Below are 25099 nucleotides of genomic sequence, written 5' to 3' on the forward strand. Positions count from 1 at the left end.
AAGAGGCCCGAGCCTCTGGACTCGATCTTTTTCAATATCAGGAGGGAGTTTCCCGACAGACTGATAATGGCCGACATCTCCGACTTGAAAGACGCGAAGGCCGTGCAGAAACTGAGGCCTGATTTTCTCGCGACCACGCTTTCGGGATACACCGACGACAGCAGCGACAAACCTAAACCCGACATAGAGCTGGTTAGAGTGCTGTCCAGAGAGTTCGACATTCCCGTGGTGGCCGAGGGCAATTACTGGGAACCGGAGCAGGTCGTCAGAGCCTTCGAGGCCGGGGCCTTCTCCGTTACCGTGGGGAGCGTCATAACCAGACCCCAGCTGATAACGAGGAGATTCACGAGCTACCTCGAAGAGTGGAAGAAGGACCGGCTCATGTCCCGGGCGGGAGGTCGTTCGTATTGATCGGGTTGAAGAAGGACGTGGTGATAGTCGGCGCCGGTATTTCCGGCGTGCACGCGGCGATAGCGGCCGGGAGGGCCGGTCTCGACGTTCTTCTAGTCGAGCGCGAGGGCTCTGTCGGAGGCATATCCACCCTCGGTCTCTGCAACCCTTTCATGAGGTTCTGGCTGGACTCGGGGAGCCTTGTGGGAGGAATCTTCGAGGAGATACTGAAGGATCTTGCCAGACGCGGAGGGCTGCTCGCGAACTCCTTCGATTCGGAGATAATGAAGATAATATATTTTGAAAAACTGAAAAGCGCCGGTGTCTCTCTGGTTATACATTCTATTCCGATCGAAGTCGAAAGATGCGGCCGACTGATAAAATCCGTCAAGTTTTTCTCGTCTCAGGGGAGCGCCTTCGAGGTAGAGGCCAGGTATTTCGTGGATGCGACCGGGGACGCCACGCTCTCATACATGGCCGGGGCCGAAACCTTCCAGGGCGATGAAAGTGGCTCGAACCAGGCCATGACTTTGATGTTCACGGTATCGGGGATCGATTACGCCCGGGTCCGGGAAGATATAAAAAGCAACGGGGAAAACTTCTTCGCCTGGGTGAAGCCGGACTTCGAAATCATGTCCGTGGCCGGCTATTTCGAAGAGATTGAGAGAGCCAGGAAGGCCGGGTACGACAAATTGCACAATTACTTCTTCTTCATAGAGCTCCCCGGAAGCGGAAGGGCCTCAGTCAACACCACCCATTCCTTCGATAAAAGCGCGGTCGATCCTTTCGAACTGTCCGAGGCCGTCACCGACTGCATGGCCCAGACGGACCAGCTGATAACCTTTGCCAGAGAGTACGTCAGGGGCTTCGAAAAATCGGGAATAGAGAAAATAGCGACGCTCATGGGCGTTAGGGAAAGCAGAAGGGTGAGAGGGCTTTACGTTTTCAGCGGCGAGGATGTGAAGGCCCACAGGAAGTTCCCTGACGGCGTCGTGAGGGCCACTTACGGCATAGACGTCCACAACAGGTCAACGCAGCGGGTGAGCGAGGAAGAGAGAAAGGCCATCCCCGTCTACGACGATTACTACGAAATACCGCTGAGATCTCTGATAAGCGCCGATCTGGGCAATCTCGCAATCATCGGGCGCTGTTTTTCGAGCGACTTTTCTGGCCAGAGCGCCGCGAGAGTCATGCCGACCGTTGCCGGCATGGGCCAGGCGATAGGCCGGGTGTTGTATCAGGCGATCTCCCGTGGAGAGAGCCTCTCCGAGATCTCCATCGACGGCCGCTGAACCGAATAAACGGGATGCATGATCTTACAGACGGGGCTTTATTACTTCTCCGGACAGGCGTGGAACGACTTCAGAAGAGTTCTCAAGAGAGGTGTGTGAATGCGTGCTCTCGGTATAGATATCGGTGGAACGATGATCAAGACAGCGATTGTCGATGAAAACGGAGTGATTTCCGAAAAAAAGCTCTATCCAACGCAGAGAAAGCTCAGGGAGCAGCTCCTGCAGATAGTTAAGGAAGAGCTCGCCGTCAGCAATCCCGAAGCGATCGGCATCGGTACGGCCGGCAGAGTCGATCCTCTCACGGGCGAGGTGAATCTGGCCACGGACAATTTGACCGGTTGGACAGGAGTACCCTTGAAGAGTTTCATACAGGAGGAGACCGGTGTCGTTACAGCCGTTTTAAACGATGCCAACGCTGCCGCTCTGGGCGAATGGTTCTCCAACCATCGCCGCACGGAAACGCTGGTCATGCTGACTGTGGGGACCGGTCTGGGCGGAGGAGTGGTGATAAACGGCGTTCCGCTACTGGGAAAGCGCGGCGAAGCCGCCGAATTCGGACACGTGGTTCTGCATCCCGGTGGAAGGCGCTGCAACTGCGGAAAGGCCGGGTGTGCCGAGCAATACGTCTCCATGAGACTCATTCACAGGCTGGTGACTGAGGTTACCGGTCGCGAGTTGGACAGGGCAACGCTTGTCGAGCAGTACATGAGTGGCGATCCGATAGTCGAGAAGGCCGTCGATACGGTCGCCGGTGATCTGGCGATCGTCATAGACTCGATCTTCCTGAGCTTCGATCCTGAGACTGTCGTTATAGGGGGCGGAATATGCGAGCTCGGCGATCGCTTCCTGCTGTCTCTCAGGGAGAAACTTGTCGCTCCCTCACAATTGTCTCTTTATAGCCCTGAGGACGTTGTGCTGTCGCTTTCGCGAAACGACTCCGGAATCATAGGCGCGGCGATCTTCGCGATGAAAAGCGCCTCTAGAAAACAACTCCGACCGACGCGTAGGGGCAGAAAAAGAGATTATCCAGCGCCGGAGTGAATCCCAAAGAGACACCCCCTTCGAGATAAAGTCCCGATTCCGATACGCCCAGAGCCAAACGCGCTTTGGAAGGGAGATCCCAGCCCTGTATCTTTCCAGCCATAAGATCGATAACACCGGCAGCCTGCACTCCAAGACCGGCCTTCACGTAGAGAATCGTTATGGGAAGCTTGAAATTGAATCCGGCGTATGTCTGAAGAGGATCGACGAATTCGAACTTCCTCTCCGAAGGCCATACTTGGGAGAAGGGAATGTCGAACTCGAAAACCCCCACGTTTGCCAGTATAGATAACCTGGCGCAGGCCAGCGTCTGTTCAAATACCTGCTTTACCTCGATACTCACGCCGAGATCTATTTCGACCGCCATCGAAAGCGAAACGATTACTAGAACTATCACAAAAAGCGTTAAGAACTTTCGCACGAGCAACACCCCCGAATTTGAATGACGCCATTCTTATGATACATCAATAATCTGTAATATCAAACATATTTGAAACTCAGATCGTGAAGCTCCTTACCGTCGAAGACCCTGATCAGGTGGTTGTTTGTATCGGCGATGTAGAGAAGTCCATCGCGATACTTCACATCGTTCGGTTCAAAAAGCCCCAGGAAGGAACATTCTGAACCGTCGATCCTGCAGGTGCCCCCTTCGGCCGCTCTTAGAAGCGTTTCTACGCGCCTGGCCTCCAGAGACACTCTCCTTATAGCGTGATTGTAAGTGTCCGCTACGTACAGAAAATCGCCCTCGCCGTGAATTCCTAAGGGATGCTGAAAGAGAGCGTGGCTCAGGCTACCGTCCACGTGCCCGAAGGAAAAGAGACCGTTCCCGGCCAGAGTATGGACCGTTCCCCCGTCGAGATCTATGAACCTTATGGCCGAAACTTCCGAATCGGCTACGTAAAGCCTGCGGCCGTTGAGGAACAGTCCGCTCGGCTGGGCAAAGCTCGCCTCTCTCAGAGAGCCGTCTATTATGTTTTCCATACTGTTTCCGGCGAAGGCCTCTATGGTATTGCTTCTCGTGTCCAATCTCCAGATCTGATGGGTCCCGGCCATCGCGATATAGAGATAGGCGCCGTCTGATTGAAGATCCCACGGCGAGTTCAGCCTCGCCCTCGAAGCCTCTCCGCTGTAATTCCAGTTGTACCCCTGAAGGCCGTCGCCGGAAACGGTGGTCACCGTCCGCTCTTCAATGGAGGCCCTGCGGATCGCATGGTTTTCCGTGTCGGCAATGTATAGATGGCCGCCGGAATAGACGATGCCCTGAGGTTTGTTGAACGTGGCCTTTTCGAAGCCGCCGTCGGACATGCCCGGAGAGCCGCCGCCGATAATATCTGTAACGGTCGCGTCGAACTTGCCGTCCAATCTGGTTATGAGAATTCTGTTGTTGTTTGAATCGCTTATGAATAGCGTTTCCCCGTTTCCGAAAGAGATCTTCCCCGGGTAGGAAAGCGTCGATCCGCCGGTGGGAACGGGGGGCTTGACTTCCAATTTTTCCCGGCTCAATATTCCTCTTCTCTCTCCATCCTCCAGCGCCCTGGCGATCTCGTTTGAAAGGTAATCGCGTTTTCCCTCGCCTGAGGTTCTGGATAGGATCTTCCCGTCGGACCCTATCAGAACGAAAGAGGGCCATGCCCTTATAGCGTACCGGTCCCAGAGGTGGTATTCGTTGTCCACGAATACGGGGTGAGCTATTCCGTATCGCTGTATCGCCGCCTGTATGTTCCTTTCCTGTCGCTCGTTTTCGAATTTCGCCGAATGCACCCCGATAACCACCAGCGGCTTATTGCTGAACCTGGCCTCAAGCCATTTCAGATCGGCAATAACGTGAATGCAATTGATGCAACAGTACGTCCAGAAATCGAGAAGAACCACGTGACCCTTGAGTTTTTCCATTGAAAGAGGCTCATCGACATTCAACCAGGTTCCCGAATCGGGAAATTCTACCGCTCTTCCGTACAAATTCATCACTCCTTTCACTTATGACTGGAATGATACAAAAATCGATCAAAGATGTATTCCCGAATGGATAGGAGACTTCTTCCTTCAGTTAATAGCGGTTATTCTGATAAGCGTATTGCGAAAGAGGCTGAAGGGCACCGGGTTGAATGAGAAGTATTCGGTGAGGGAACTGCTTCTTTAGATGGAGACTTTGACTAGAATCGATTATTCGGAAAGGTATGGCCATATTCTGACTGAAATCACCAGGCTTCAACGTCTTATTCTTGATACTCTCAACCTTCTCATCATTTCATAATAATCTTGTGGATGCAGACTCACTACTCGATAAGGCCTTCGCTTTCCAGAAGCGCGATATAGTTTTTCATAAGTTCTCTGGCGTCGCGAGCTATTTCGAAGGGGTTGCGGCTCTTCCATAGCCTGGTGGCGAGGGCTGCATAACGCGCGGGCCTTTTTTCGAATTCGAAGCTCTCCCTTATCCCCTCGAAGTAGCTGCTGTTGACATGCTTGCCGTTCAGCAGACATAGCGCGGTGCTCATCTCCAACAAAACCTCGACTACCGCGCAATAGATATCCTCATGTTTCTTTCTGACTAAACTGGAAAAGATCCTTCCGTAAGACTCGAAGACCAACCCGGGCAGATTTTCTTTAAGAGCCTCTTTTAGTCTTTCGCGCGACACGTTCAGTGCCAGCGAATAATACCTTGACGGCGCTTCCATGTCTCCGGAAAGAACCACAAGTCCTTTCATCAGGCCGGTGTACAGTGGCCATTGTGTACCGGGCTTTTCAAGAAGCTCACGAAGTTTCGAATCGGTCATCGTGTAAACGATCGCAGGGACAGTACCGATAAGAAGAGATTTCTGAGGTGTCTCTTCAATGGTTATGGCAAACATCTCCAGGTCGGACCAGCGCGTGTCCGTACCCCGGCAAGTGGAACCGTAAAGACAGAAAGAAACCAAATTGCTACCCATCTCTTCCGAGACATCGCGGGAGATTTTCAAAGCCAGTTCGTACCTCTCTCTATGATTCATTCGATTACCTTCTTCTCTCTATAGCGGAATCCAGAATTGCGAGTATCAGATCGTCGTATTCCCAGCCTGCTGCCAGCGCCATCTTTACTATATCCGAGTAATCGGGAACGAGCAGCGGGAGGGAGTTTACCTCGAGAAAGTACGGCTCGCCGTACTTATCGACCCTTATATCCATGCGCGCATAATCGCCCAGATCGAGCCTATCGAAGAGTTCTAGCGATAAGCTTTCGATCTCTGCTTTCAGAACTTCCGGTATGACGGCCGGACAGATGTAACCGGTTTTCTCGCCTAGATACTGCTTGACTCTGTAAGAGTAGAATCGTTCCATCCCCTTCGGTAGTGAAGAAAAGTCTATCTCAAGAATGGGGAGTACCGTGTGTCCGACTATCCCGACGCTGAATTCTCGACCGACTATGAACTCTTCAACCAGGGCTGGTTCTCCGTATTCCCTGTGAATTCTCTCCACGGCCCTTTCGAGTTCGACCCTATCACTGACCACCGAATCTGCCCATATTCCAACGGCGCTTCCACCGCGCGAAGGCTTTACAATGGCCGGATAGAAATCTATCTCTTCAACCGGACGAGATTGTTTGAAGCAAACGTACTTAGGGGTTGGTATGCCGCTATCGGCCATAACTATTTTGGTGAGCGATTTGTCGATGCATAGGCAGTTGGCTGACACACCAGAACCGGTATAAGGTATATTCCAGAAGTCGAGTATAGCAGGCACATAGACCTGTCTCTGGTGGCCCTCACCTCCGGTTGCGATGTTAAAGACGAACTCTATACCTTCACTCTCGATCCTTTCAACGAATTTCGCCGTGAGCGGCACTGGGAATACTTCGTGGTGTTTCTCTAAAACACCGGCGATACTTTTCAGCATCTTCATGCCGACCTCACCGGGTTTTTCGTCGTGTACTACCGCTATTTTCACTCGTATACCTCCTTTGAATCTGGCCCTGTACGATTGCCGACTAGATTATACTACCCGCGATTCTCTGAAGTCCGCCCGGCTAAAAATCCAGTTCCACTATGGCATTCACGACATCTTCCCGCTCGAACTCCCGCGATATGGCCAGAACCTTGCCGTTGTGCCATATGGAAGATCTTCCCTGGGCGGTCTGCCCGCCAATATCGCCGACGGCCATCGCGTTCACCAGAAAACGTATGTTCTCCCTGTCTTTCGACGCGCTGATCGGACCATCTCTGAACCATACCCTCTCCTGAGTTGATCCGTTCATATGGGCCTTCCATGGAGCGAAGTTGCAGGAAGGAACGAGAAGGATCTCGCAGCCATTAGAATCGAGTCTCCTCACTTCGCTCTCGAAAAACATATCGTAACAGATGGCGACACCCAGTGTTCCGATTGAAGTCTCGGCCATATTGCCGAAGGAGCTTCCCCTGGAGAAGAGTATCCTGCTCTCTGCGTCCGTAAGATTGCGTTTGGCGATCTTCGCGATTAGCCGGCCCTGAGGGCTGAAGAGATAAGCCATGTTGTACAGCCTCTTATCCCTCAAGAAGGTTCCCCTTGAAGATTCGAAATCAACCTCAGGCATCAGGATAGAAGGTGCCAGCAGATAAGTTTTAAATTCCCCGGCCAGCGCTCCGAACGTTTCGCGATAAAAGAGCTCTATTTCTAAAGCGTGATTCAAAAAGGCCTGTCTGAGAGGATTGAGAGAGAGCCCCGTATTCTTGAGCGCGTACTTCAAAAGGATCTTTCCCGGACCACCTTCCAGGGCCATGCCTCTGAATGCAGGGTAAAGAAAGGTCGGAAAGAACTCCGGAAAGACCGTGACATGACGCTCGCCCCTCCAGAGACCACGGGCCAGCCGAATGTATCGGCCCATCGCGTTCGCGAAAGATTCCCTGGAAAACGTCGTTGCGTCGAAACGGACCTGGATGGCCGTTAGATCGACGGTCTTCATTTAACGAGCTTCACAACCAGCAGGACTATAGCGATAATAATCAGGATCGGCAGGAAGACCACTACAAGACCGGCGAAGGCAAAAACCACCACCAGAACGACTCCGACCCCTATCACCAGCTTGATGAAGGCGGGGAAGTACCTTATCGCCAGATAAAGCAGAAACAACGCACCGACAATCGCAAGAAAAGTGGTCAGCATCTCGCTCTCTCACCTCCGTTCAGCATCTATTTGACAGTATAACTCATCACATAATATAATACCTAAGGCAATGAAGCTTGCCATGGAGTTTTTACCACCCAGAACCGCGTCGCGCGCTGATAGCTTCTACTACTGTCAAATTTATGGTGGCTGTCGTTGTTCACCGTGTTCTGGAGGTAAAAATGGTATTGAGTATCTCGCTGATAATTATTCTTTCAATTCCGATCATCTCTCTTTTCGAAAAACTGCGGCTTCCCGGCCTGATAGGACTTATATTTCTCGGTGTTCTACTTGGTCCTCAGATTCTCAATCTCATAGACAGGTCACTGTTGGACGTTTCGAGTGAAATCAGGTTACTAGCTTTGATAGTAATTCTTCTTCGTGCCGGTCTTGGTCTTGACCGTAATACTATGAAGAAGATCGGTCCCCTCGCCTTGAGAATGAGCTTTCTTCCAGGTATTTTCGAAGGTTTCTCGATAATGTTCTTTGCTCAATGGCTCGGTCTGGATTTGGTGAAGGGTGGAATGCTTGGTTTCATTATAGCCGCCGTTTCTCCTGCAGTCGTAGTTCCAGAAATGCTTCGCTTCAAGGAAAGCAACATGGGAAAGGACAGGGAAGTACCATCGACCATACTTGCTGCGGCCTCAGTTGATGATGTAGTTGCCATAACCATATTCACTGTTTTCCTTGGTATAGATAGAGGAGAGAATATCAACATAGTTACTGCTGTTGCAAGCGTACCGCTGGAAATAGCCTTTGGAATCGGAACTGGAGCACTCATCGGTTTTCTTTTCGCTCTTTTATTCAAAAAATTCCATATGAGGGACACTAAGAAAGTTCTACTGGTCCTATCATCGGCTTTTATTTTCCATCAACTGGAAAACTATATGCCGGTGGCTACGTTGCTAGGTGTAATGGCGATCGGGTTCATGCTAAGAGAGAAACTACCGGTTGCCGCCGAAAGACTGGCGGGAAAGATGGAGCGTGTGTGGGTACTGGCAGAGGTTTTCCTCTTCGTTCTTGTGGGTGCAAGCGTAAGTATAAATGCCATTGGCAGTTCATGGCAAAAAGGTGTGTTGGTCGTAGTCCTGGGGCTATCATTCAGAAGCCTTGGAGTTGCAGTTTCGACCCTGGGGTCGAAGTTGAACCTTCGTGAAAGGCTATTCTGTATGGTATCTTACATTCCAAAGGCAACCGTTCAGGCTGCCGTCGGTGGCATTCCCCTCGCCATGGGAGTGGTATATGGAGATATAATTCTCTCTGTTTCTATTCTCTCGATAATAATAACGGCTCCACTGGGTGCAATTGGAATCCGTTACATCGGTCCCAGAACGCTGAAAAAACCTGCACATTTTGAAAACTGATCCGTGCCTTGAAACGATTTTCCAGATTCGATGGGCACCCCATATTATAGATGTTTATCGAAGGCTCCGTTGGCACCCACAAGTCCCGTCGTCATTATTAAATGCTAATCATTTGTATCATTCGAAGTAGTCGATCTGGCGGGCGAGTGTCGAAACCGGCCTGTATTCATGATCTTCCAGCTTGAAGTACCTCTCCTCTATCCAGTTTCCCGCGGTGTCGTATCTGTAATCAACCCTGAGAGAGTTTTCACCGAACGCGTATTCTCTGGCCAGTAACCTTCCGGCGTTGTCGAAATAGTATTTGAATCCGGCCAGCAGGTAGTTGCCGCTTTTGAAATCGACGCCCGTGATCTTTCCAGTCGCGTTTCTGGATATGATCGTCTGAAGCGTCTCTTCTGTATCGAACATAACGACCAGGGGTTCGAGCGCGAAGGAGATTTCGACTCTTCTACCCGGCCGGTCGGTTTCGGTGAGATCTACGATCTCGTTTACCGAGATATATCCGTCCGCGAGGGTTCTCGAACTTCTAACGGCCCTGTCTCCTGAGTAACTGTACTGCGTTCTGTCGTTAAGTCCGTTCTCACCGCCGGTGACAACTTCTTCGAGTATCCTGTTGCTGCTGTCGAGAGAATGGATGCCCCTCAGAACAGCCCCTTCGTACTTGTAGAGCAAGATCGATTCGAGCTTTTCATCTTTTCCGTAATGAGACTCTCTTATCAATCTTCCGCCATCGTCGTAGGTAAGTCTGACCGAGGAGAGGATAACTCCGTGGTCGTTGAGCAGTCTTTTCAAGGAGATATAGCCCCTGTCGTCGTAGGCGAGAACTGTTTTGCCACTCAGGCGGTCGCCACCCAGAAAGACCGGCCAGTACTCCATGGTGATTTCCTCTATTAGAAGGCCACGGCCGTCGTAAGTGTAGATCTCCCTGGTGGTGTAGTTCTCGGCGTCGTTCTTGTAGTAGCGTGTCTCCTGTTTCTGGCCGTTTTCGTCATACTTGTATTCGTGACGACTGTACTGGGCGCCGTTAATGTAGAGCGCAACAGTCAGGTAATCGCCGAGCGGCGAGAAAACCTTGATCCTTCTGGTTTCAAGTTCACCGGCCAGCCATTGATCGTTCTCGCTCCGGTAGGTGAACCTTCCCGTCACGACCTTTTCGACACTTCCCTTCAAACCCTCGACGGTAAGATCCGAAGCCAAAACCAGGGTGAAAAGGGCAAAGAAAAAGAATATGATCAAAAAGAGACTTCTCTTCATATAAATCACCTCCCTCTTAGATTCTATCAGCTACGGGAAGATAGCGGGCACGATTTCAACTGCCTTTTCTTCCGGCCGATCTCAGGCTCACAAGGAAGAAGAGCGCGGCCATCAGGAGACCGGCCAGTATCAGGGCCAGCCCGACGCCCAACCTGTCGGCCAGAAAACCTATAACAGGAGCCAGTATGGCCATCAGGAGCGTTTTCAACTGCGATTCCACTGATAGCCCCGAAGCCATTGTCTTGTGATCGATAGTGTCGCTTATATAACTTATATTTACCGGTCTTCTGAAGTTTTCCAGGACGAAGAGCAGGAAAAAGACTGCGACTGCGGCCAGCTGTATCCCCAGCCTCTGGAAGAGACCGCTGAAGATGATCAATACGGCGCCCAGCAGGTAGCTGTAATTCAACGCCCTCGCCTCGTTTCCGAATTTCTTGCTGACGTTCCCGGCGTTCTTCGATGCGTAGCTGGTGGCGAAATAGATTATGAAGTAAACTGTGCCGACAAGAACCGCCGTCCTCTGGTCGGGATTTAAAGTAACCATCACAGGCAACCCGAGAGCCATAGCCTTCAATATAGGCTGCAGATACTCCTGCACAACCTTGAAAAAAGCGTCGTAAAGGGAGGAGTTCAGCACGCCCCTGAAGGAGTCACGGTTCTTGAAGATACCGAAGAAGGCTCTGAAGGTCTCGCTCTTCTGGCTGGTTTTAAGCTCGCCGTCCAGATTTTTGGGGTAAGTCGAAAGGTTTACCAGATTCAGAAGATAAGGTATCACCGAGGCCAGGAAGACTATCCTGTAACTGCCGCTGTAGAAGACCAGGAAGGCCGCGATTAAGGCATTTACTGCAGATCCCATCTGTGAAGCGGCTCTGGTGGCTCCGTAGTAGTCTACCTTTATGTCTATCATGTCGTTCAATCTTAAGTACTCAAGAATCATGGCCTTGTGAGTACCCGTCCTGAAGGCCTCGCCGAAGGCGAAGGCGACCATCGCTATCATATAAACGAAGAAGTTTGGAAAGAGATAAAAGACCATGAACGAAGCAAGATACGACAACATGGAAAGAACCATAGACATCCTGCGACCGTAGAGATCGGCTATGAACCCAGTGGGGAGCTCGAGTATGTTGGTGGCGATCTCCCTCACGGAAATCAGAGTTCCTATCTCCAGGAAGGAGAGACCCATTTCTCTGAAGAAAAGGATCAAAAAGGGATCGAAAAAGCGGAGGTTTTTCAGGAAGCCGTAAGCTGCGAACCTGTAGAACTGGGCGTCTTTCTTTATCTTCAAGATAACTACCTCCCGGGGAACCTTTATGGCATATGATAATTATAGACCTGCCATCGATTCCCCGGAAGGTATCTTATTTGATGAGAAAGATCCTCAAAATCAGCGGAATGAGTATCATAGCGCTCATCACCCACTCCCACTTGCTAGCCTTTTTGAAGACGTAGTAAAGGAGAATGGAAGCTATGTATATCGCTATGAGTATGTATATAAAAGTCATCAGGCAACACTCTCCTTTCTCTTATCGATCAGCAGCAATACGACGGCAACGATGGCAAAGGCTCCTATTAAGACGGGATAGAAGAAGACGCTGTTGACGAATCGGCCTATCTGTGTGGCCCATACGATAGTCAGGGTGGCGAAGATCATGGTTATGAAGAAGGCCGGCATCGAGCTGAGCCATATCTTGAAGTAGTTCTTCTCGCCCACCACGTGTGCTGCGAAGATACCTGCGAGTGCAGTCGGGGGAACCATGTCTCCAAGACCGGCCAGTAGCGACAGAGCCGAACAGACTACGATATCGTTGCTGCCCAGGAAGGCCAGAAGGAAAGGAACTCCCAGAACCGATGAGGAACCGTAAGAAGAGACTGCTCCAAAGGCCGGGATTCCCAGCGCTATACCCAGAAGCAGGGCACCCTGGGGCAGACTGTTAAGGTAACCGACTATCAGACCGCGGACGCCGTTCATAGTCATCACCTGGATGAACATACCGACGCCTATCAGTATCGAAAGTATCCCTAGCGCGTTTTGAATGGCGGTAAAGGAGATCTTTAGTATGTTGCCTCTTCTTCCGGTGACCACGGCGATCAACGCTGAAATCATGAATATCAACGGGAGTCCTAATGAGAAGCCCCAGCTCACGTTCTCGAGCACCATGAGTATGACCATTACGATGAGCGGGAGATAGACCGCAAAGCCTTTCACAGGCTCGCTTTCCCTTGTCTTTTTGAACTCGTCCAGGTCGACGGGCTTTACTTTCCTTACACCGATTATTAGCGTGGTGACTATTGCGATCGGGAAGGTCACAAAGAGCAGCGGCGTGGTGAAGCCGATGTAGGGCATATCGACTCCCTGACCGATGATCATGGCCGGAAGGTTTATCGGCGGGGCTATCATACCGTATATACCGCTCATGGCAATTATTGAGCCGGCCCTTCTCTTGCTCAGTCCAAGGCTTTTCAGGACAGGATAAGCGATTGCTCCCGTCGTCAGAACGGTCGCGGTTGACGATCCGGTTATCATACCGGCTATCATAATGAAGAAAGTCATCAAAACCAGCAAGAAGGTCGGCTTCTTGTGGAGCGCCACCGTCATGTTTCCGGCTATGGTTTCGAGCAGCCCGGATACTTTGATCGATTCCATGAAGATCATGGCCGAAGAGATAACGAGTATCGTATCCAGATAGGCGAATCCACCTTCCACCAGATGCCTCAACGGGAAGAACTCGCCGAAAACTATAGAACCTGCGAGAGCCGAAAACATCAGAGAAACGGATATCGGAATCTTGATTGCCGCAAGTCCCACGAACGTGGCGAGCATTACGATGAAATACCAGATCTCAGGTGTATAGATCTCTATCACCCCCCGGAAGTATCAGTTCAGGTATATGAACAAACCGTTTTCCATCGTTTCGTTATATGAGGGCAGCCCCGTGACCAGAACCGTCTCCCCCATAAGCATTTCATAAGCGTTGAACAGCGATTGTATTATCTGGAGCTGGAGACCTACCCTGTGTTTCAAAGGGTAATCGTGATCGTTTATCACATCGTATACTTTTCTCCATGAATCCTGACCGGGGTTGGGCGTCTCTGAAAGGAAGGAAAGAGAGCCGGTGGCGTTTCTTATCTCCAGATGACTGAGTCCTCTGTAGCCCAGGTTGGATTCTTCGAGTTTCATTGAAACACCATAGAAGGCCTCGATCTCCATTATGGCTACGGCGCCTATCTCGAGCGCGTCGGGATGGCAGACCAGCGTATAGGCCAGGCTGCTACCGGACCGGGTATTGCCTCTTTCGTCTATGTACTTATCGGGAGTGCCACTCTCATGCATATCCAGATTGAAATCTACCTTCTCGGCCTTTATCATCTCGATGATCGCGTAGGCCAGTTGCTGGGTCGGGTTGCCATCAGCCACTCCCGGGTACTGTCTGTTCAGGTTCCTTGCTTCCGTTCCGTCTTCCAGCGTGAAACCCGACTGTGCGTGCTTGAAAACCATCGGGTCGGGTATCCCCTGGTCGGCCGGATCGGTTCTTCTGTCACCATACACCAGAAAGCGCGGGCCGGATTTAGTTTCGACCTGAATAAAATGCAGCGCCTTGCCGGTTTCATCGGGAATGGAGACACCACTTATATTGGAGAAGGGCATCACGATCACCCTACCCTTCGTGACGACGACGTTCTCTATGAAGACCAGAGCGGCCGTAGTACCGGAAAGCTCCCTTCCGTGTGTTCCTCCCATGAGAAGGAAGGTAGGGCCTTCAACACCGCTATCCATGAAGTAGATGGGCGTATCCATGTTTGTTCCTTTTAGAGGTGCGAAATAATCAGACAGCCAGCCAATACCCGTCACGCCGTAACCGGGCCTCACATCGGGCCTGAAAAACGAACCGAGAGCGGCCGTTGCCAGAACCAATAATACTACTACTATCGCTTTCATCTTCATTCTTTGTCTTTCCTCCGATCTAAAAATAAATGGGGCGTGCGGAGACGCCCCATTTTTCAATTACTTGCCGAAATACTGCGCCAGTACGTCCTTCAGGCCCACCGTCATTTCGAATGTGGCCATGGGTACTCCGGCCTCCTCACTCAAATTGGTGAAGAAACCGTCTTCGTTGGCATCGGACTTAACGAAGTAAACGCTGGCGAGAGGTGCCAGAGTCGTGACTATTTTATCCGACGATTCGCCCCTTCTCGACGCTCCTTCGAGGTTACAGATCACTATTTTCAGTCCGTTATCTTTAGCCTCTCTTGCCAGTGCCAGAACTCTGTTGATCTCGACTTCGATATCGATTCCGGCTGCTCCAAGCCCCTTGCCACTCGCGCCGACGACGATGACGAAGGTCTTGAACTGACTCATATCGACATCTTCGGCCTTGTACAGTTTGTCGAACTTGTAGTCCAGGCTCACCATCTTGGCGACAACGGTGAACTGGAGAGCTCCCGGGGACTGGCCGGCCGATGTGACAATCACGGGCTCTTCAAGGAGTATTTCCGCCGCGAAACTCGCAAACGCGAAGCACAAAACAACAAAAAACGTAAGAAGTAACTTTTTCAATTCAAATCATCCCTTTCTCATTTTCAAAATTCCGGTGCGGAAGCCGAACCACCCCTCCTCAGGGAACCGGCTCCGATCATCATTCCGTTTTCCTCAACGGCAATTATGTTCGGGCCGCCGAAGAAGAGGTCGGGGTAAGCGTAGATGTTGAGTTTATGACCGAGAATCTTCTCCAGGAAGTCCAGCGTGGATTGCGGGAAACCCTCTTCCATTCTCAGATCGGTGTAGGAGGAGTACCCGACGAACTTGGGGGACCTTATCGCCTGGTCGATGGGCATGTTGAAATCCACCAGGTTAACCACCAGATTGACCATCATCGAAACTATTCTGCCGGCTCCAGGCGTTCCCAATATCCAGCGGACCTCTCCGTCCTTCATAACAACCGTCGGACAGATCGTCGTTCTCGGTCTCATTCCTCCTGTGAGGTTGATTACGTCGCCCTCTCTGTAAGAAGAGGCGAAGTTGGCCATTTCGTTGTTGAAGAAGAAACCCTTGAAATAAGTCCCGGTGCCGAAGAAGCTGGAAATCGTCTGTGTCCAGGAGACGGCGTTACCTTCCTTGTCAACTATCGAGAAGTGCGTCGTGGACGGAGACTCTTCTACCGCTCTTGCACTGGACATGACCGGGGCCAGTTCCTCCAGAAGGACTTCCTCGTAGGTTGATCCATCGGCGAAGGGGGAGGCATCGCCGAGATAGCTGGCGTAAGGTTGGTCGAAAACTTTTCCCGGATTGATCAACATCAGTCTGGTCTTTGCGTACTCTTTGCTCATGAAGGCTTCATAAGGAAGATCGTGGAACTCCGGATCGCTTATATAAGCCTTCCTATCGACGTCGCCGAGAACCAGTGCCTGCTGGATCAGATGAATAGCCAGCGGATCGTCCCAGCTCATCGCCGACAGGTTGTAGTTCTCGAGCACGTTGAGAACCATTAAAAATTGAGGCCCGGAGACTGGCGGATGTGGAACGTACAGGTCGTATCCTCTGTAGGTGCCGTGTAGAGGCTCTCTCACGATCGCGCGGTAGGACTCGAGATCGGACTTCCTCAAGAAGCCACCGTTCTCGACCATGAAGGCGTCTATCTCGTCTGCTAGCGAACCGGTGTAGAAGGTGTCTATGCCCTCTTCAACAACTCTCTCGATAGTGTCGGCCAGTTCAGGGTTCTTGAAAACGCTTCCCGTTTCCCAGACGAATCCTTCGTTGAGGAAGTCGAATGCGCTTCCGAGAAGTCTTTCGTACGTGTCCGAGGTAGTCTGAGAAAAGGTCTCATCGACTATGAACCCGTTCCTGGCAAGCTCTATGGCCGGGGCCGCCAGAACCGACAGAGGAAGTGTAGCCCCCAGAAGCCAGGCCTCTTTGATACCGGCCAGAACTCCGGGAACGCATGTCCCCATGGGAGTATAATTGATCGAGCTCAGCTTCAGCCCCTTTTCGGCGATCGCTTCGTACGTAGCCATCATCGGCGCGGCGCTTCTGAAATCGATCGCGTATTTGCTGCCGTCTGCCATCGTTATAACGGCGTAACCTTCGCCACCGAAACCGGAAGCGTAAGGCTCCACAACACCCAGGGCCAGACTGACCGCGATGGCCGCATCGATGGCGTTGCCCCCCATTTCTAGTATTTTGGCTCCGGCCTCCGCCGCATAATTGTTGACGGCGGCCACCATTCCGTTGCTGGAAGCTACCGTCGGTGCGGTTATGGTTGCGATAAGGCCGGTGAACAATACGGCTACGAGCATAACAACAAGCACATGTTTCTTCATTTTTTCCCCTCCAATTCAGAAAGTCTTATGAAACAGGTTTTAGAAAAGCGCCCAGACCATCACTGAGTATCGCGTTGTACGCGGGCACGTCGGAGAGCATTATCATTCGATCCGGGAACATCATGTTCCAGGAATCGAGAAGGACTCTCACGGTGGTAACGTGACGCGCAACCCTTAGCTCCAGTGGGTATCCGGTTTCATCGTACGGTGCGAAAAGTTTGCCGTCCTTCGAAGCCTGGAGATAATATTTATCCACGCCGGTAGTTACGAGCTCCTCTGTCGTCTTTCCACGGAGCCTGCCCTGTGAAGGATTGGCAACTTCCAGAAGTACCACGTACGCATCGGAATTGTCGCCTATCTCTCTGTGCGTCAACCCGCGCAGAGACGGCGGCGACTCTTCAAGCCTTATATCCACGCCTTCCATTTCGAGCATCATCTGTGTCATGATGGCCAGTTCTGCGGCTTCTTGGTGAAAGACTATGGCGTTGTTCACCGGATACTCCGGCGAAGACTCATGTAAGTCGCATACAAGATCTATCTTTTCCTGTTTCACGATATTCATTATTGCGGCGGCCACCCGTTCGGTTATGATCCCGTCCTCACGGCCCGGAAAGGCCCTGTTGAGGTTCGAGATCTCGCTACCGCCGAGCGTAGAACCTGTGGGATGGTTATAGATGGTAGGATCGGGCCATTGCGATACCGGGTTGGTTCTTCTGGACCCGAACCTGAAGGTCCTCCTGGAGCCGTCGGGAAGTTCTATGCTGAAAAACTGTGGAGCCCCTTCCATGGGGTCGTTGTGGGTGAAGGCACTGTGGTTGGCCCGCGGGATTATATACACCGTTCCAGCAAGAGACGAGACGTTCTCGATCATGAGAACGGCCGCCAACGTTCCGCCCGGTTCGTTGGGGTGGTTTCCTCCCAGGAGAAGGAAGTTTCCTCCCGGCTCGCTGCCCCTTATGATATAGACTTCTGTGTCGCCTTTCGTTCCTGAAAGTGAGGGCAACCAGTCGCTGAGCATTTTGACTTCCGAGACACCCGGACCCCGTACTATCGGAGGATCTTTCCACATCGAAGTGAAAGAAAAGCCCGAGAGAAGAACTACAACAAGAACAACAGAGATAAACACAATGAACTGAACGTATCTCTTTTTCAAAGGATCACCAATCCTTTCGCCGCCGAAGGGTATCACTTTCCAGGATTTGCCGGTGCCCGAAAATCCTGAACAGAGATCTGCACAAAACCGATTCAAGGGCTACATTAATCCAGTAAAGAAAGACAACTATACAATTATACTATTCGACCGTCAATTATCTGGATAAGTTTGAAAAGTTAATTTGTTGACTTTCTGTTAACAGTGGAAAAGGAACAGACCTTTATTCAGGTCTGTTCCGCTTTCTGGCAAAGACATTCAGCGTGACCGATCGATTTTTATCAGAAGGCGAAGGCCTGACCGTCACGTCTGGGATCGGCTCCTCCGAAGAGAATACCGATGTCATAGTTGTACAGTACGCCGTGAACGCCTCCGAAGTAGGCATCGTAATCACCACGTAAGGTCAGCTGATGACCCATCTCGAGCAGTTTGTTGTAGGCGTTTATGGATATCCTGCCCTCAATAGACATAGAACCGGAGGCCATTCTGAAGACTCTCGGAGCGAGTATGGCTTGCTGGATCGTCATTCCGTGATCGATGATATTGCTTATCACCTGGGCAACGGTCGTTATGATTCTCGTGGCTCCGGGTGAACCGAGAGTCATGTAAGGTCTTCCCTGAGGATCGAGAACGAGCGTGGGGCTCATACTGCTTAGAGGTCTCTTACCTGGTTCTACCGAGTTCGCCGAACCCGGTGTTGGAACGAAGTCGTCCATGTGGTTGTTCATTATTATTCCCGTTCCCGGCACGACGACACCAGATCCGAAGAAGTAGTTGATGGATTTGGTAATGGCCACCATGTTCCCTTCCTTGTCCATAACGGAAAGGTGAGTGGTGCTGCCGCTTTCGTACTGCCATGGATCACCGGCCGCGACCGATTCCATCGGCTTGTTGGGATCGATCTTAGCTGCTAGAGTCCTGGCGTACTCCTTCGAAGTCAGTCCGGTCAGCGGTACATCGACAAAGGCGGTGTCTGCCATGTACTTGGACCTGTCGGCAAAGATCAGTTTCATGGCTTCCGACCATAGGTGCAACGTTTCCGGGGTGTTGTCGCCCAGGGTTGCCAGATCGAAGTTCTCCATTATGTTCAGCAACTCTATTATGTGTGTACCGCCAGAACTGGCCGGTGGCACGGAGAGAATCGTGTAATCCCTGTAGGTACCGACAACCGGCTTCCTGATCTGCAGATCGTAGTTGGCCAGGTCTTCAAGGGTTATAACTCCCCCGCGCTTCTGAACCTCGGCCACGATTTTCTCGGCGATCTCGCCCTTGTAGAAACCGTCCTTACCTTTTTCGACGATGATTCTGAGCGTGTCGGCCAGATCCTTGAGAACTATCGTCTCGCCGATTTCGTAAGGTATGCCGCCATCTTTCAGATATAACTCGGCCCCATTCTCCATCATCATTATCTTTTCGTAATTGTCGTTGATGATCGAGAAGAGATTCACGGTAACGGGAATTCCTTTTTCGGCCCATTCGATGGCCGGCTGGATAACCTGGGCCCTCGACATGGTTCCGAAGTTCTCGAGTGCGTAGAGCAGTCCGGCGACTTCGCCGGGTACACCGCTAGACTTGCCACCGATAATCGTTTCGTTGTTGATAACGCGGTTTCTCTCGTCGAGATTGAAGAAGGTCGGTCCGGCCGCCGATGGAGCGGTCTCTCTGAAGTCGATCACAACTGCCTCGTCCATGTGGGCCAGCTGTATGATCATAAATCCACCGCCGCCCAGTCCCGAGGCGTTGGGTTCGAGAACACCCAGCGCGAAGGCGGTTGCTATCGCCGCATCCACGGCGTTACCTCCCATCTCCAGTATCTTCACACCGACTTCCGATGCTTCGGGCTTGGCCGCAGCCACGACTCCGTTTCTTCCTTCGGCATCCCTTCCGTAGAGATTCAATGGATTAACTGCAAACATAGATACAATCATGAGCGCCATTAAGGAAACCAGAATAGCTTTTCTCACTTTTTCCCCTCCTTGTTTATAGATTATGAACCGTGTTTAGAGAGTATAGCATCCAGAAATACCAAAAAAGAATTAACTGAGAGTGTCTCGGCCGGCTGTGGCGGGAACCGTACCGGGAAAAAGTTAGTCAAAACAAACAACCGATACAGGTATCGGGAGGCGATCGAAATAAAAGAGGCAATTGTGCAGTTCATCGAGAAATCGGTTAGAGAGAACAACTACAAAGGCGCGGTTATAGGCATAAGCGGGGGGATAGATTCGGCCGTAGTCGGTAAGCTCGCCGTTGAAGCACTTGGAAAGGAAAGAGTCTTCGGGCTTCTCCTACCCGAGAGGGATTCTTCGGCCCGGACCATGAGAGATTCGAGACTGGTGGTCGATTTTCTGGGAATAGAGCACAAGATTAAGAGAATATCGGGCGCCTTGAGGGCCATCGGAGCCTACCATCTCCAGCCACCGGCCCTGCTGATTCCCTCGAAGATCAAGGAGAACTTCGTGAAAAGCAAGTGGAAGGAGCTTTCAGATGACTCTTTTCTCGACGATCTTATGAACAAGGGTAACGAGGAGTTCCTGAAGGGACTGGCCTACTATAGATCCAAACACAGGATACGGCTGGTGGCCCTTTATCTCGAAGCCGAGAAGAGAAACTACGCCGTCCTGGGAACGACGAACAAGACGGAAAAACTGTGCGGCTTCTACGTGAAATGGGGCGACGACTCTTCCGATATCGAGCCCATAATACACCTCTACAAAACTCAGGTCTACACTCTGGCCAGAGATTTGAAGATACCGAGGAGTATAATCGATAAACCTCCAACCCCAGACCTGGTTCCCGGCATCACGGACGAATTCGCACTGGGCATGAAATACAGCGAGCTTGACGCCATACTGGAAAAGATAGAGCGCGACGAAGAAACAACCCCTCCGGACTCGAAAGTCGGAAGGGTGAGAAAAATTCTGGAAGCCGCGAAATTCAGAGACACCAGAAATCTATCTATTCAGTGAAAGTCTCCACACCGTTGCTCCAAAGTATCTTCAAAAGCTGGACCTCCACTCGCTCAAGCTGTTGATCGGTGAATTCCGGGAAGTCCGTGAAATCTCTCTTCTGCGCCTCCCCAGGACACACGTTCAGGTCTTTCAGATCGTGTTCGGCGAAGTACAGTTCCTTCCCTACGGGGTCGAGCAATCTGAAGGAGAAGTGTACCTCCTTAACCGTACCGAGATCGGAATTATTCCTGATCCTCAGAACGACGGCTTTTTTCTTGCTGAAAGTGCCGACTTTCTCGATACTCGACTGGACGAGAACCTCTTTGTGGAGAGCTACCGTAGTTTTTTCATCACCGTCCAGGTAAAGATCGACCGATTCGGGAATCGTTTCTTCGAGATCGAGGTCGGAGACCGTCAGTTCCTCCTCCATCGGTTCGGTCAACTCGCTGTTCTTGGTTTCGAATTTGTCCAGTTCCTTGTAGAGAGTGTAGAGATTCCAGAGGTTTTCCGTGAAGACCCTGTGTTTCTTCAACTCCGCGACGATTATCTCCGTGCTGAAGGATTTTAGATCCAGCCGCGCATTCTCGCGCCGTATTTTGGCGGTGTCCTGCCCCATAGATATCTGTGAAAGCACGAACCACTCACCCGGTAGCGGGAAGATGAATCTGCCAACGTTTTCCTCTTTCGAAGCCAGTTCAATAGTATTTACGATCGCCGGAACGATGTAATCGGCTTCCCTCTTGGCCGGAACTCTGGATCCCTCGCTCCCGGACATAACCCTCATCGTCTTTCCGAGGGTCCTCGACTCGAATGCCCACAGCGCAACCGAGTCATCGAAAGGCTTGTTGTCCACTATCTTCACCCCGTGGAGCCTCACCGATGTGAGATCCAGTTTGCTCTTGGTGAGCGAGAATTTCGAGGAATCCATCTTCACCTCGATAACCACCATCAGTTGATCTCTGTATTTGGCAAAGATCGGATCGGAAGGGAAAGAGAAGGTAACGCCGTCGTGCTTTGACTCCTCGATAAAAACTGAGCCGGCATCGGTTATAGAGAGTATAGAGTAACCCAACGCTTTCATGTTTAATTCCCCCTTTCTTGAATCTCCTGCTAATAATTGCATTATACCCCATGAGGATGGCCTGAAATAAGACTATTCAACAACGATAAATATTTCACGTTCATTTCACATTGGGCTTCATATAATTATCTCAGCTAAAATTAAATTCAGAGGTGTTACCCATGAAAAAGATACTCATAATTTCCGTTCTGGCTCTTGTAATTGGAGTCATAGTTGTTGCCGCACCCGTGAAAAGAAGTCTTGGCGACAACGAGATCGTCAGACTCCAGCATCAGTTACAGATAGCGAACTTTTTGAACGCGCTCGAACTCTCTGACGTTCAGTTGAAAGCAATCTACGATCTGGCCGTTGCAACACGCGAAAACCTTGAAAACCTCCAGGAAAGGATCAAGGGAACTCTTGAAGAAAGCCTGGAAAAGGCCATCGCCGGCGAGAAAGTTACACCGCTTCAAAGGGCCGATATCGTAAAGAGAGTTCAGGAGATTGTCAAGGAATACGTCGCCGGTCTGAAAACGATAATTACCGTCGATCAGAGCGAGAAACTGGCAAGGTATTTAAGGGCGAAAATCACGGAAAAGCTCCCCGCGGCAAACGAAAGAGTCGAGGCTCTCAAAGAGAGATTGATGGAAAACCTTCCACAGGTCGAAGAAAGACTTAAGGAGAGATTGAAATCCCTTCCTCCTCAAGCTCTGGAGAGATTGAAAAATTCGAACGCCCTAGAGAGAGTGCAAGATACTAGAGAAAAGGTCGTCACAAGGGAGCTCGAGAGCGATTCGAAAGTCACCACCAGAAGTGTTCGGGTGTCGGTCGATATCCAAAGACTCTCCCTGGTACTACTGTCGGACGCCGCTCTAGAAGTTATGGAAAAGATGCTGGAGCAGTGAGTAGTTTTGTTCGGACGGGACACGCTTTTCGTGTCCCGTTTTCATTTTGAGGATCCATCGCCGTCCATAAAGCTTTCCAGTTCTTCCAAACCATGGATAATCAGGTCAACCGGAATAGAAGGAGAAAAGCCGTTCTGCGAAAAGAAACAGGTCCTGGTTCCGGCAGCCCTGGCAGCCAGGATATCGAGATCACGATCGCCTATAGAGAGCGTCTCTTCAGCGATTAACCTGTGGGAGGCGATGGCCGCAACGAAGGCTTCGGGATCGGGTTTGCGCCTGTAGCCGCTTTCTTTGGTTATTATCTCCGAGAAGAGAGAAGCCATATCGTGATGGTAGAGGAGCTTCATCACCGTGCTCCTGGACCTGTGCGTTATTATGAGGTTCTTTCCTCCCCTATCCCTGACTTTCAGACAGATTCGGCGGGCATAAGGAAAAGGCGGTTGCAGGGAGGGATCGGCCGCTTCTTCACGCAGCAGGAAAAGCCTGTAAAAACCTTCGCCAACGCCCAGCTCCAGATAATGCTCGACGGCCTTTCCAAGCGTGTCCTTCATCAGGAAAAGTATCTGTTCCCGGCTGGCGGTGTGTCCGAACTCTACAAGTGCCGACTGGAATATCTCTACCATCAGCGGATAGGTGTCGAAGAGCGATCCGTCGAAATCCCAGATGAGGTTTTTAATCATTTGTATCTCCACACCCTTTGAACCGGTTGCAAACCTGGAGAATCGCCGGCAGTTGTTCAAGCGAATCGATTACATAGTCTGCTCTGGTAGAAGTTATGAAATCACCCGGGTTGAAAAGGCAGGTGGCGATACCGGCACGCCTTCCCGATTCTATATCTATCTCGCGGTCGCCTATCGTTATCACCTTTTCGTGGTCGAGATCGTACTTGTCGATTATATACATGATAGCCTGGGGATCGGGCTTTCTGGCAAATCCATTGTCGCTGGAGACTATTTCCGAGAAGAGATCGACCATCTTGTAGTAGCTCAGCAGTTTGGTCATAGAGTAGTTACTTCGATGGCTAAAGAGAAAATTGTTCCCGCCGTTCCTGTTTATCTGGAGACAAACCTCTCTGGCCGATTTGAAAGGCGGCTGTTTATCGGGCTCCAAATGATTTTCGATCGTATAGAATTTCTCTATGAGACCTTCCTTCAGGCGATACTTGTTCGAGAAATAAGTGGCAGCCTTGAAGGTCGATTCTTTGAGCTTTTCGAGTATCTCTTCCTCTTTCGCGGTAACTCCGAATTTCGACAGCACTTCCTTGAAAACCCTCGTTGCGGCCGGATAGGTATCGAAAAGCGTTCCACCAAAATCCCAGATCACATACTCGAACATCGAAATCTCTCCTTTTCAACTTCTACTTCTACAGGTATCATAATACAAATCACTAATCGGGCGTAGAACGGCTCCTAACGCTCTTTACAAAGACAGCTCCTCGATCAAAAGAACTTCGCCCCGCTTTCGATGTACCGGACTTTCGCCTCTTCTATTATCCTGAGCGTCTCTTCCTTCCCGACCCAGCCTTCTATTCCCGTCTTCTTCTTTTCGAGTTCTTTGTAAACCGAGAAAAAATGCTCGATCTCCTTGAGCAGGTGGGGAGGAACATCTTCCAGAGTCTCTATATAATTCCATACGGGATCGTGTATCGGAACACAGAGGACCTTCTCGTCGGGACCCTTCTCGTCCCACATCTTAAAAGCTCCTATAGGTTTGGCTTCGATGAGGCAGCCCGGGAAGGTCGGCTCCCACAGCAGAACCATCGCATCGAGAGGATCTTCGTCTTCGGCAAGCGTGTTCAATATGAAACCGTAGTCCATCGGGTAATGAACGGCCGAAAAGAGCGTCCTATCGAAGCGGACCATCTTCAGCTTTTTGTCGAACTCGTACTTGTTACGACTGCCTTTGGGTATTTCGATCATTATATCCAGTGTTACCTCTTTCACCGTATCACCCCCGCCACAATTATGCCAGAAAAAAGCCCCCTTGCGGGGGCTAGATATTGCATACGGCCTTAGAAGGCACTGAAGTAAATCGACCAGCCGTCTGAAATGAAACCTATTCCGGCTGGAAGCGCCCTCTGGAAATATATCCTCCTGTCCGGATCGTTGTCGTACTCTACGTAGCCGGTGAAGACGACGGTTTTATCGGCCAGAAAATCTTCGAGTCCCGGGAATGGTTCGCTTGTAAGCATATACTGGGGTGCCGGGGCATAGTCCGGGAGCGTAAAAGCTCCTCCGTCATAGGATACAGTAGAAGAAAACTCCTCGC

Annotated in this window: 25 protein-coding genes, 1 pseudogene and 1 riboswitch; of the genes and pseudogenes, 6 read left to right on the forward strand and 20 right to left on the reverse strand. The window is 51.0% G+C overall.

From position 1 onward, the window contains the following. The 3 genes and pseudogenes from PKX57_RS06385 to PKX57_RS06395 all read left to right on the forward strand — a co-directional run. Nucleotides 1-411 (forward strand): annotated as a pseudogene (locus tag PKX57_RS06385) (N-acetylmannosamine-6-phosphate 2-epimerase); the annotation flags it as partial. Next, entirely contained in the window at nucleotides 408-1682 is a 1275-nt protein-coding gene (locus PKX57_RS06390) for an FAD-dependent oxidoreductase (protein WP_472416451.1), read from the forward strand. The pseudogene PKX57_RS06385 and the gene PKX57_RS06390, both read left to right, overlap by 4 nt. A gap of 99 nt (nucleotides 1683-1781) precedes the next feature. Further along, nucleotides 1782-2723: an ROK family protein gene (locus PKX57_RS06395; RefSeq protein ID WP_472416452.1), complete on the forward strand. Its 942-nt coding sequence runs from the start codon at nucleotides 1782-1784 to the stop codon at nucleotides 2721-2723. Here the strand turns inward: PKX57_RS06395 and PKX57_RS06400 are convergent. From PKX57_RS06400 to PKX57_RS06425, 6 genes are all read right to left on the reverse strand, one after another. Continuing rightward, nucleotides 2662-3144 carry a hypothetical protein gene (locus PKX57_RS06400; protein WP_472416454.1) on the reverse strand — a complete coding sequence of 161 codons (483 nt, stop codon included), beginning with the start codon at nucleotides 3142-3144 and terminating at the stop codon, nucleotides 2662-2664. The genes PKX57_RS06395 and PKX57_RS06400 overlap by 62 nt on opposite strands. 59 nt (nucleotides 3145-3203) lie before the next feature. Beyond that, on the reverse strand, nucleotides 3204-4682 hold the full coding sequence (locus tag PKX57_RS06405) for a thioredoxin-like domain-containing protein (RefSeq protein ID WP_472416456.1): 1479 nt from the start codon (nucleotides 4680-4682) through the stop codon (nucleotides 3204-3206). Between the two features lie 317 nt (nucleotides 4683-4999). After that, nucleotides 5000-5710 carry a hypothetical protein gene (locus PKX57_RS06410; RefSeq protein WP_472416458.1) on the reverse strand — a complete coding sequence of 237 codons (711 nt, stop codon included), beginning with the start codon at nucleotides 5708-5710 and terminating at the stop codon, nucleotides 5000-5002. 4 nt (nucleotides 5711-5714) lie between these two features. After that, nucleotides 5715-6644, reverse strand: coding sequence for a D-alanine--D-alanine ligase family protein (locus PKX57_RS06415; protein WP_472416460.1), 930 nt, complete (start codon nucleotides 6642-6644; stop codon nucleotides 5715-5717). Between the two features lie 79 nt (nucleotides 6645-6723). Further along, nucleotides 6724-7635, reverse strand: a complete 912-nt coding sequence (locus PKX57_RS06420) for a carbon-nitrogen hydrolase family protein (protein WP_472416462.1) — start codon at nucleotides 7633-7635, stop codon at nucleotides 6724-6726. Then, nucleotides 7632-7835 (reverse strand): hypothetical protein, encoded by a 204-nt coding sequence (locus tag PKX57_RS06425; RefSeq protein ID WP_470745501.1) that lies wholly within the window; start codon nucleotides 7833-7835, stop codon nucleotides 7632-7634. The genes PKX57_RS06420 and PKX57_RS06425 overlap by 4 nt, the downstream gene beginning before the upstream one ends. Before the next feature lie 57 nt (nucleotides 7836-7892). Further along, nucleotides 7893-7971, forward strand: a riboswitch (Fluoride riboswitch). Between the two features lie 46 nt (nucleotides 7972-8017). On the opposite strand from PKX57_RS06425, the gene PKX57_RS06430 reads away from it, so the two are divergent. After that, nucleotides 8018-9199, forward strand: a complete 1182-nt coding sequence (locus PKX57_RS06430) for a cation:proton antiporter domain-containing protein (protein WP_214047366.1) — start codon at nucleotides 8018-8020, stop codon at nucleotides 9197-9199. 117 nt (nucleotides 9200-9316) lie between these two features. Here PKX57_RS06430 and PKX57_RS06435 read toward each other — a convergent pair whose 3' ends face one another. The 9 genes from PKX57_RS06435 to ggt (PKX57_RS06475) all read right to left on the reverse strand — a co-directional run bounded on the left by PKX57_RS06435 (nucleotide 9317) and on the right by ggt (PKX57_RS06475) (nucleotide 19855). After that, on the reverse strand, nucleotides 9317-10453 hold the full coding sequence (locus PKX57_RS06435; RefSeq protein ID WP_214050336.1) for a hypothetical protein: 1137 nt from the start codon (nucleotides 10451-10453) through the stop codon (nucleotides 9317-9319). 55 nt (nucleotides 10454-10508) lie between these two features. Further along, nucleotides 10509-11738 carry an MFS transporter gene (locus PKX57_RS06440; RefSeq protein WP_213921866.1) on the reverse strand — a complete coding sequence of 410 codons (1230 nt, stop codon included), beginning with the start codon at nucleotides 11736-11738 and terminating at the stop codon, nucleotides 10509-10511. Nucleotides 11739-11811: 73 nt separating this feature from the next. Further along, nucleotides 11812-11955 (reverse strand): hypothetical protein, encoded by a 144-nt coding sequence (locus tag PKX57_RS06445; protein ID WP_169699308.1) that lies wholly within the window; start codon nucleotides 11953-11955, stop codon nucleotides 11812-11814. Next, on the reverse strand, nucleotides 11955-13316 hold the full coding sequence (locus tag PKX57_RS06450; RefSeq protein ID WP_472416464.1) for a TRAP transporter large permease subunit: 1362 nt from the start codon (nucleotides 13314-13316) through the stop codon (nucleotides 11955-11957). Before PKX57_RS06450 ends, PKX57_RS06445 begins: the two co-directional genes overlap by 1 nt. Before the next feature lie 12 nt (nucleotides 13317-13328). Next, on the reverse strand, nucleotides 13329-14396 hold the full coding sequence (locus tag PKX57_RS06455) for a succinylglutamate desuccinylase/aspartoacylase family protein (RefSeq protein WP_472416466.1): 1068 nt from the start codon (nucleotides 14394-14396) through the stop codon (nucleotides 13329-13331). A 60-nt stretch (nucleotides 14397-14456) separates the two neighbouring features. After that, nucleotides 14457-15008 carry a DUF6305 family protein gene (locus tag PKX57_RS06460; protein WP_472416468.1) on the reverse strand — a complete coding sequence of 184 codons (552 nt, stop codon included), beginning with the start codon at nucleotides 15006-15008 and terminating at the stop codon, nucleotides 14457-14459. A 23-nt stretch (nucleotides 15009-15031) separates the two neighbouring features. After that, complete coding sequence (ggt, locus tag PKX57_RS06465; RefSeq protein WP_213922872.1) at nucleotides 15032-16768, reverse strand: gamma-glutamyltransferase; 1737 nt, start codon at nucleotides 16766-16768, stop codon at nucleotides 15032-15034. Nucleotides 16769-16793: 25 nt separating this feature from the next. Beyond that, nucleotides 16794-17921, reverse strand: coding sequence for a succinylglutamate desuccinylase/aspartoacylase domain-containing protein (locus PKX57_RS06470; RefSeq protein ID WP_213922873.1), 1128 nt, complete (start codon nucleotides 17919-17921; stop codon nucleotides 16794-16796). 278 nt (nucleotides 17922-18199) lie between these two features. Beyond that, the gene (gene ggt / locus PKX57_RS06475; RefSeq protein WP_213922879.1) at nucleotides 18200-19855 is read right to left on the reverse strand and encodes a gamma-glutamyltransferase; all 1656 of its coding nucleotides are present in this window, start codon (nucleotides 19853-19855) and stop codon (nucleotides 18200-18202) included. Between the two features lie 195 nt (nucleotides 19856-20050). Between ggt (PKX57_RS06475) and nadE the strand changes: the two genes are divergently transcribed. After that, nucleotides 20051-20884 carry an NAD(+) synthase gene (gene nadE / locus PKX57_RS06480; RefSeq protein WP_213922880.1) on the forward strand — a complete coding sequence of 278 codons (834 nt, stop codon included), beginning with the start codon at nucleotides 20051-20053 and terminating at the stop codon, nucleotides 20882-20884. Here nadE and PKX57_RS06485 read toward each other — a convergent pair. Continuing rightward, nucleotides 20874-21947: a hypothetical protein gene (locus PKX57_RS06485; protein WP_213922874.1), complete on the reverse strand. Its 1074-nt coding sequence runs from the start codon at nucleotides 21945-21947 to the stop codon at nucleotides 20874-20876. The genes nadE and PKX57_RS06485 overlap by 11 nt on opposite strands. 161 nt (nucleotides 21948-22108) lie before the next feature. Between PKX57_RS06485 and PKX57_RS06490 the strand changes: the two genes are divergently transcribed. Then, complete coding sequence (locus tag PKX57_RS06490; protein WP_213922875.1) at nucleotides 22109-22831, forward strand: hypothetical protein; 723 nt, start codon at nucleotides 22109-22111, stop codon at nucleotides 22829-22831. Between the two features lie 41 nt (nucleotides 22832-22872). Here PKX57_RS06490 and PKX57_RS06495 read toward each other — a convergent pair whose 3' ends face one another. The 4 genes from PKX57_RS06495 to PKX57_RS06510 form a co-directional block, all read right to left on the reverse strand. Next, the gene (locus tag PKX57_RS06495) at nucleotides 22873-23511 is read right to left on the reverse strand and encodes an HAD-IA family hydrolase (RefSeq protein WP_214048965.1); all 639 of its coding nucleotides are present in this window, start codon (nucleotides 23509-23511) and stop codon (nucleotides 22873-22875) included. Next, entirely contained in the window at nucleotides 23504-24166 is a 663-nt protein-coding gene (locus PKX57_RS06500; protein ID WP_213922877.1) for an HAD-IA family hydrolase, read from the reverse strand. Before PKX57_RS06500 ends, PKX57_RS06495 begins: the two co-directional genes overlap by 8 nt. Before the next feature lie 104 nt (nucleotides 24167-24270). After that, nucleotides 24271-24750, reverse strand: coding sequence for an inorganic diphosphatase (locus PKX57_RS06505; RefSeq protein WP_213922881.1), 480 nt, complete (start codon nucleotides 24748-24750; stop codon nucleotides 24271-24273). A gap of 92 nt (nucleotides 24751-24842) precedes the next feature. Further along, on the reverse strand, nucleotides 24843-25099 hold a 257-nt coding region (locus PKX57_RS06510), incomplete at its 5' end, for a hypothetical protein (protein ID WP_472416470.1).

The organism is Mesotoga sp. (assembly GCF_035363035.1).
Classification (GTDB): domain Bacteria; phylum Thermotogota; class Thermotogae; order Petrotogales; family Kosmotogaceae; genus Mesotoga.

Coding starts and splice junctions, on each gene's coding strand:
- PKX57_RS06395 (WP_472416452.1), top strand. CDS start 1,782: ATGCGTGCTCTCGGTATAGATATCGGTGGAACGATGATCAAGACAGCG.
- PKX57_RS06410 (WP_472416458.1), bottom strand. CDS start 5,710: ATGAATCATAGAGAGAGGTACGAACTGGCTTTGAAAATCTCCCGCGAT.
- PKX57_RS06420 (WP_472416462.1), bottom strand. CDS start 7,635: ATGAAGACCGTCGATCTAACGGCCATCCAGGTCCGTTTCGACGCAACG.
- PKX57_RS06425 (WP_470745501.1), bottom strand. CDS start 7,835: ATGCTGACCACTTTTCTTGCGATTGTCGGTGCGTTGTTTCTGCTTTAT.
- PKX57_RS06430 (WP_214047366.1), top strand. CDS start 8,018: ATGGTATTGAGTATCTCGCTGATAATTATTCTTTCAATTCCGATCATC.
- PKX57_RS06435 (WP_214050336.1), bottom strand. CDS start 10,453: ATGAAGAGAAGTCTCTTTTTGATCATATTCTTTTTCTTTGCCCTTTTC.
- PKX57_RS06445 (WP_169699308.1), bottom strand. CDS start 11,955: ATGACTTTTATATACATACTCATAGCGATATACATAGCTTCCATTCTC.
- PKX57_RS06455 (WP_472416466.1), bottom strand. CDS start 14,396: ATGAAGATGAAAGCGATAGTAGTAGTATTATTGGTTCTGGCAACGGCC.
- ggt (WP_213922872.1), bottom strand. CDS start 16,768: ATGAAGAAACATGTGCTTGTTGTTATGCTCGTAGCCGTATTGTTCACC.
- ggt (WP_213922879.1), bottom strand. CDS start 19,855: ATGGCGCTCATGATTGTATCTATGTTTGCAGTTAATCCATTGAATCTC.
- PKX57_RS06485 (WP_213922874.1), bottom strand. CDS start 21,947: ATGAAAGCGTTGGGTTACTCTATACTCTCTATAACCGATGCCGGCTCA.
- PKX57_RS06490 (WP_213922875.1), top strand. CDS start 22,109: ATGAAAAAGATACTCATAATTTCCGTTCTGGCTCTTGTAATTGGAGTC.
- PKX57_RS06495 (WP_214048965.1), bottom strand. CDS start 23,511: ATGATTAAAAACCTCATCTGGGATTTCGACGGATCGCTCTTCGACACC.
- PKX57_RS06500 (WP_213922877.1), bottom strand. CDS start 24,166: ATGTTCGAGTATGTGATCTGGGATTTTGGTGGAACGCTTTTCGATACC.
- PKX57_RS06505 (WP_213922881.1), bottom strand. CDS start 24,750: ATGATCGAAATACCCAAAGGCAGTCGTAACAAGTACGAGTTCGACAAA.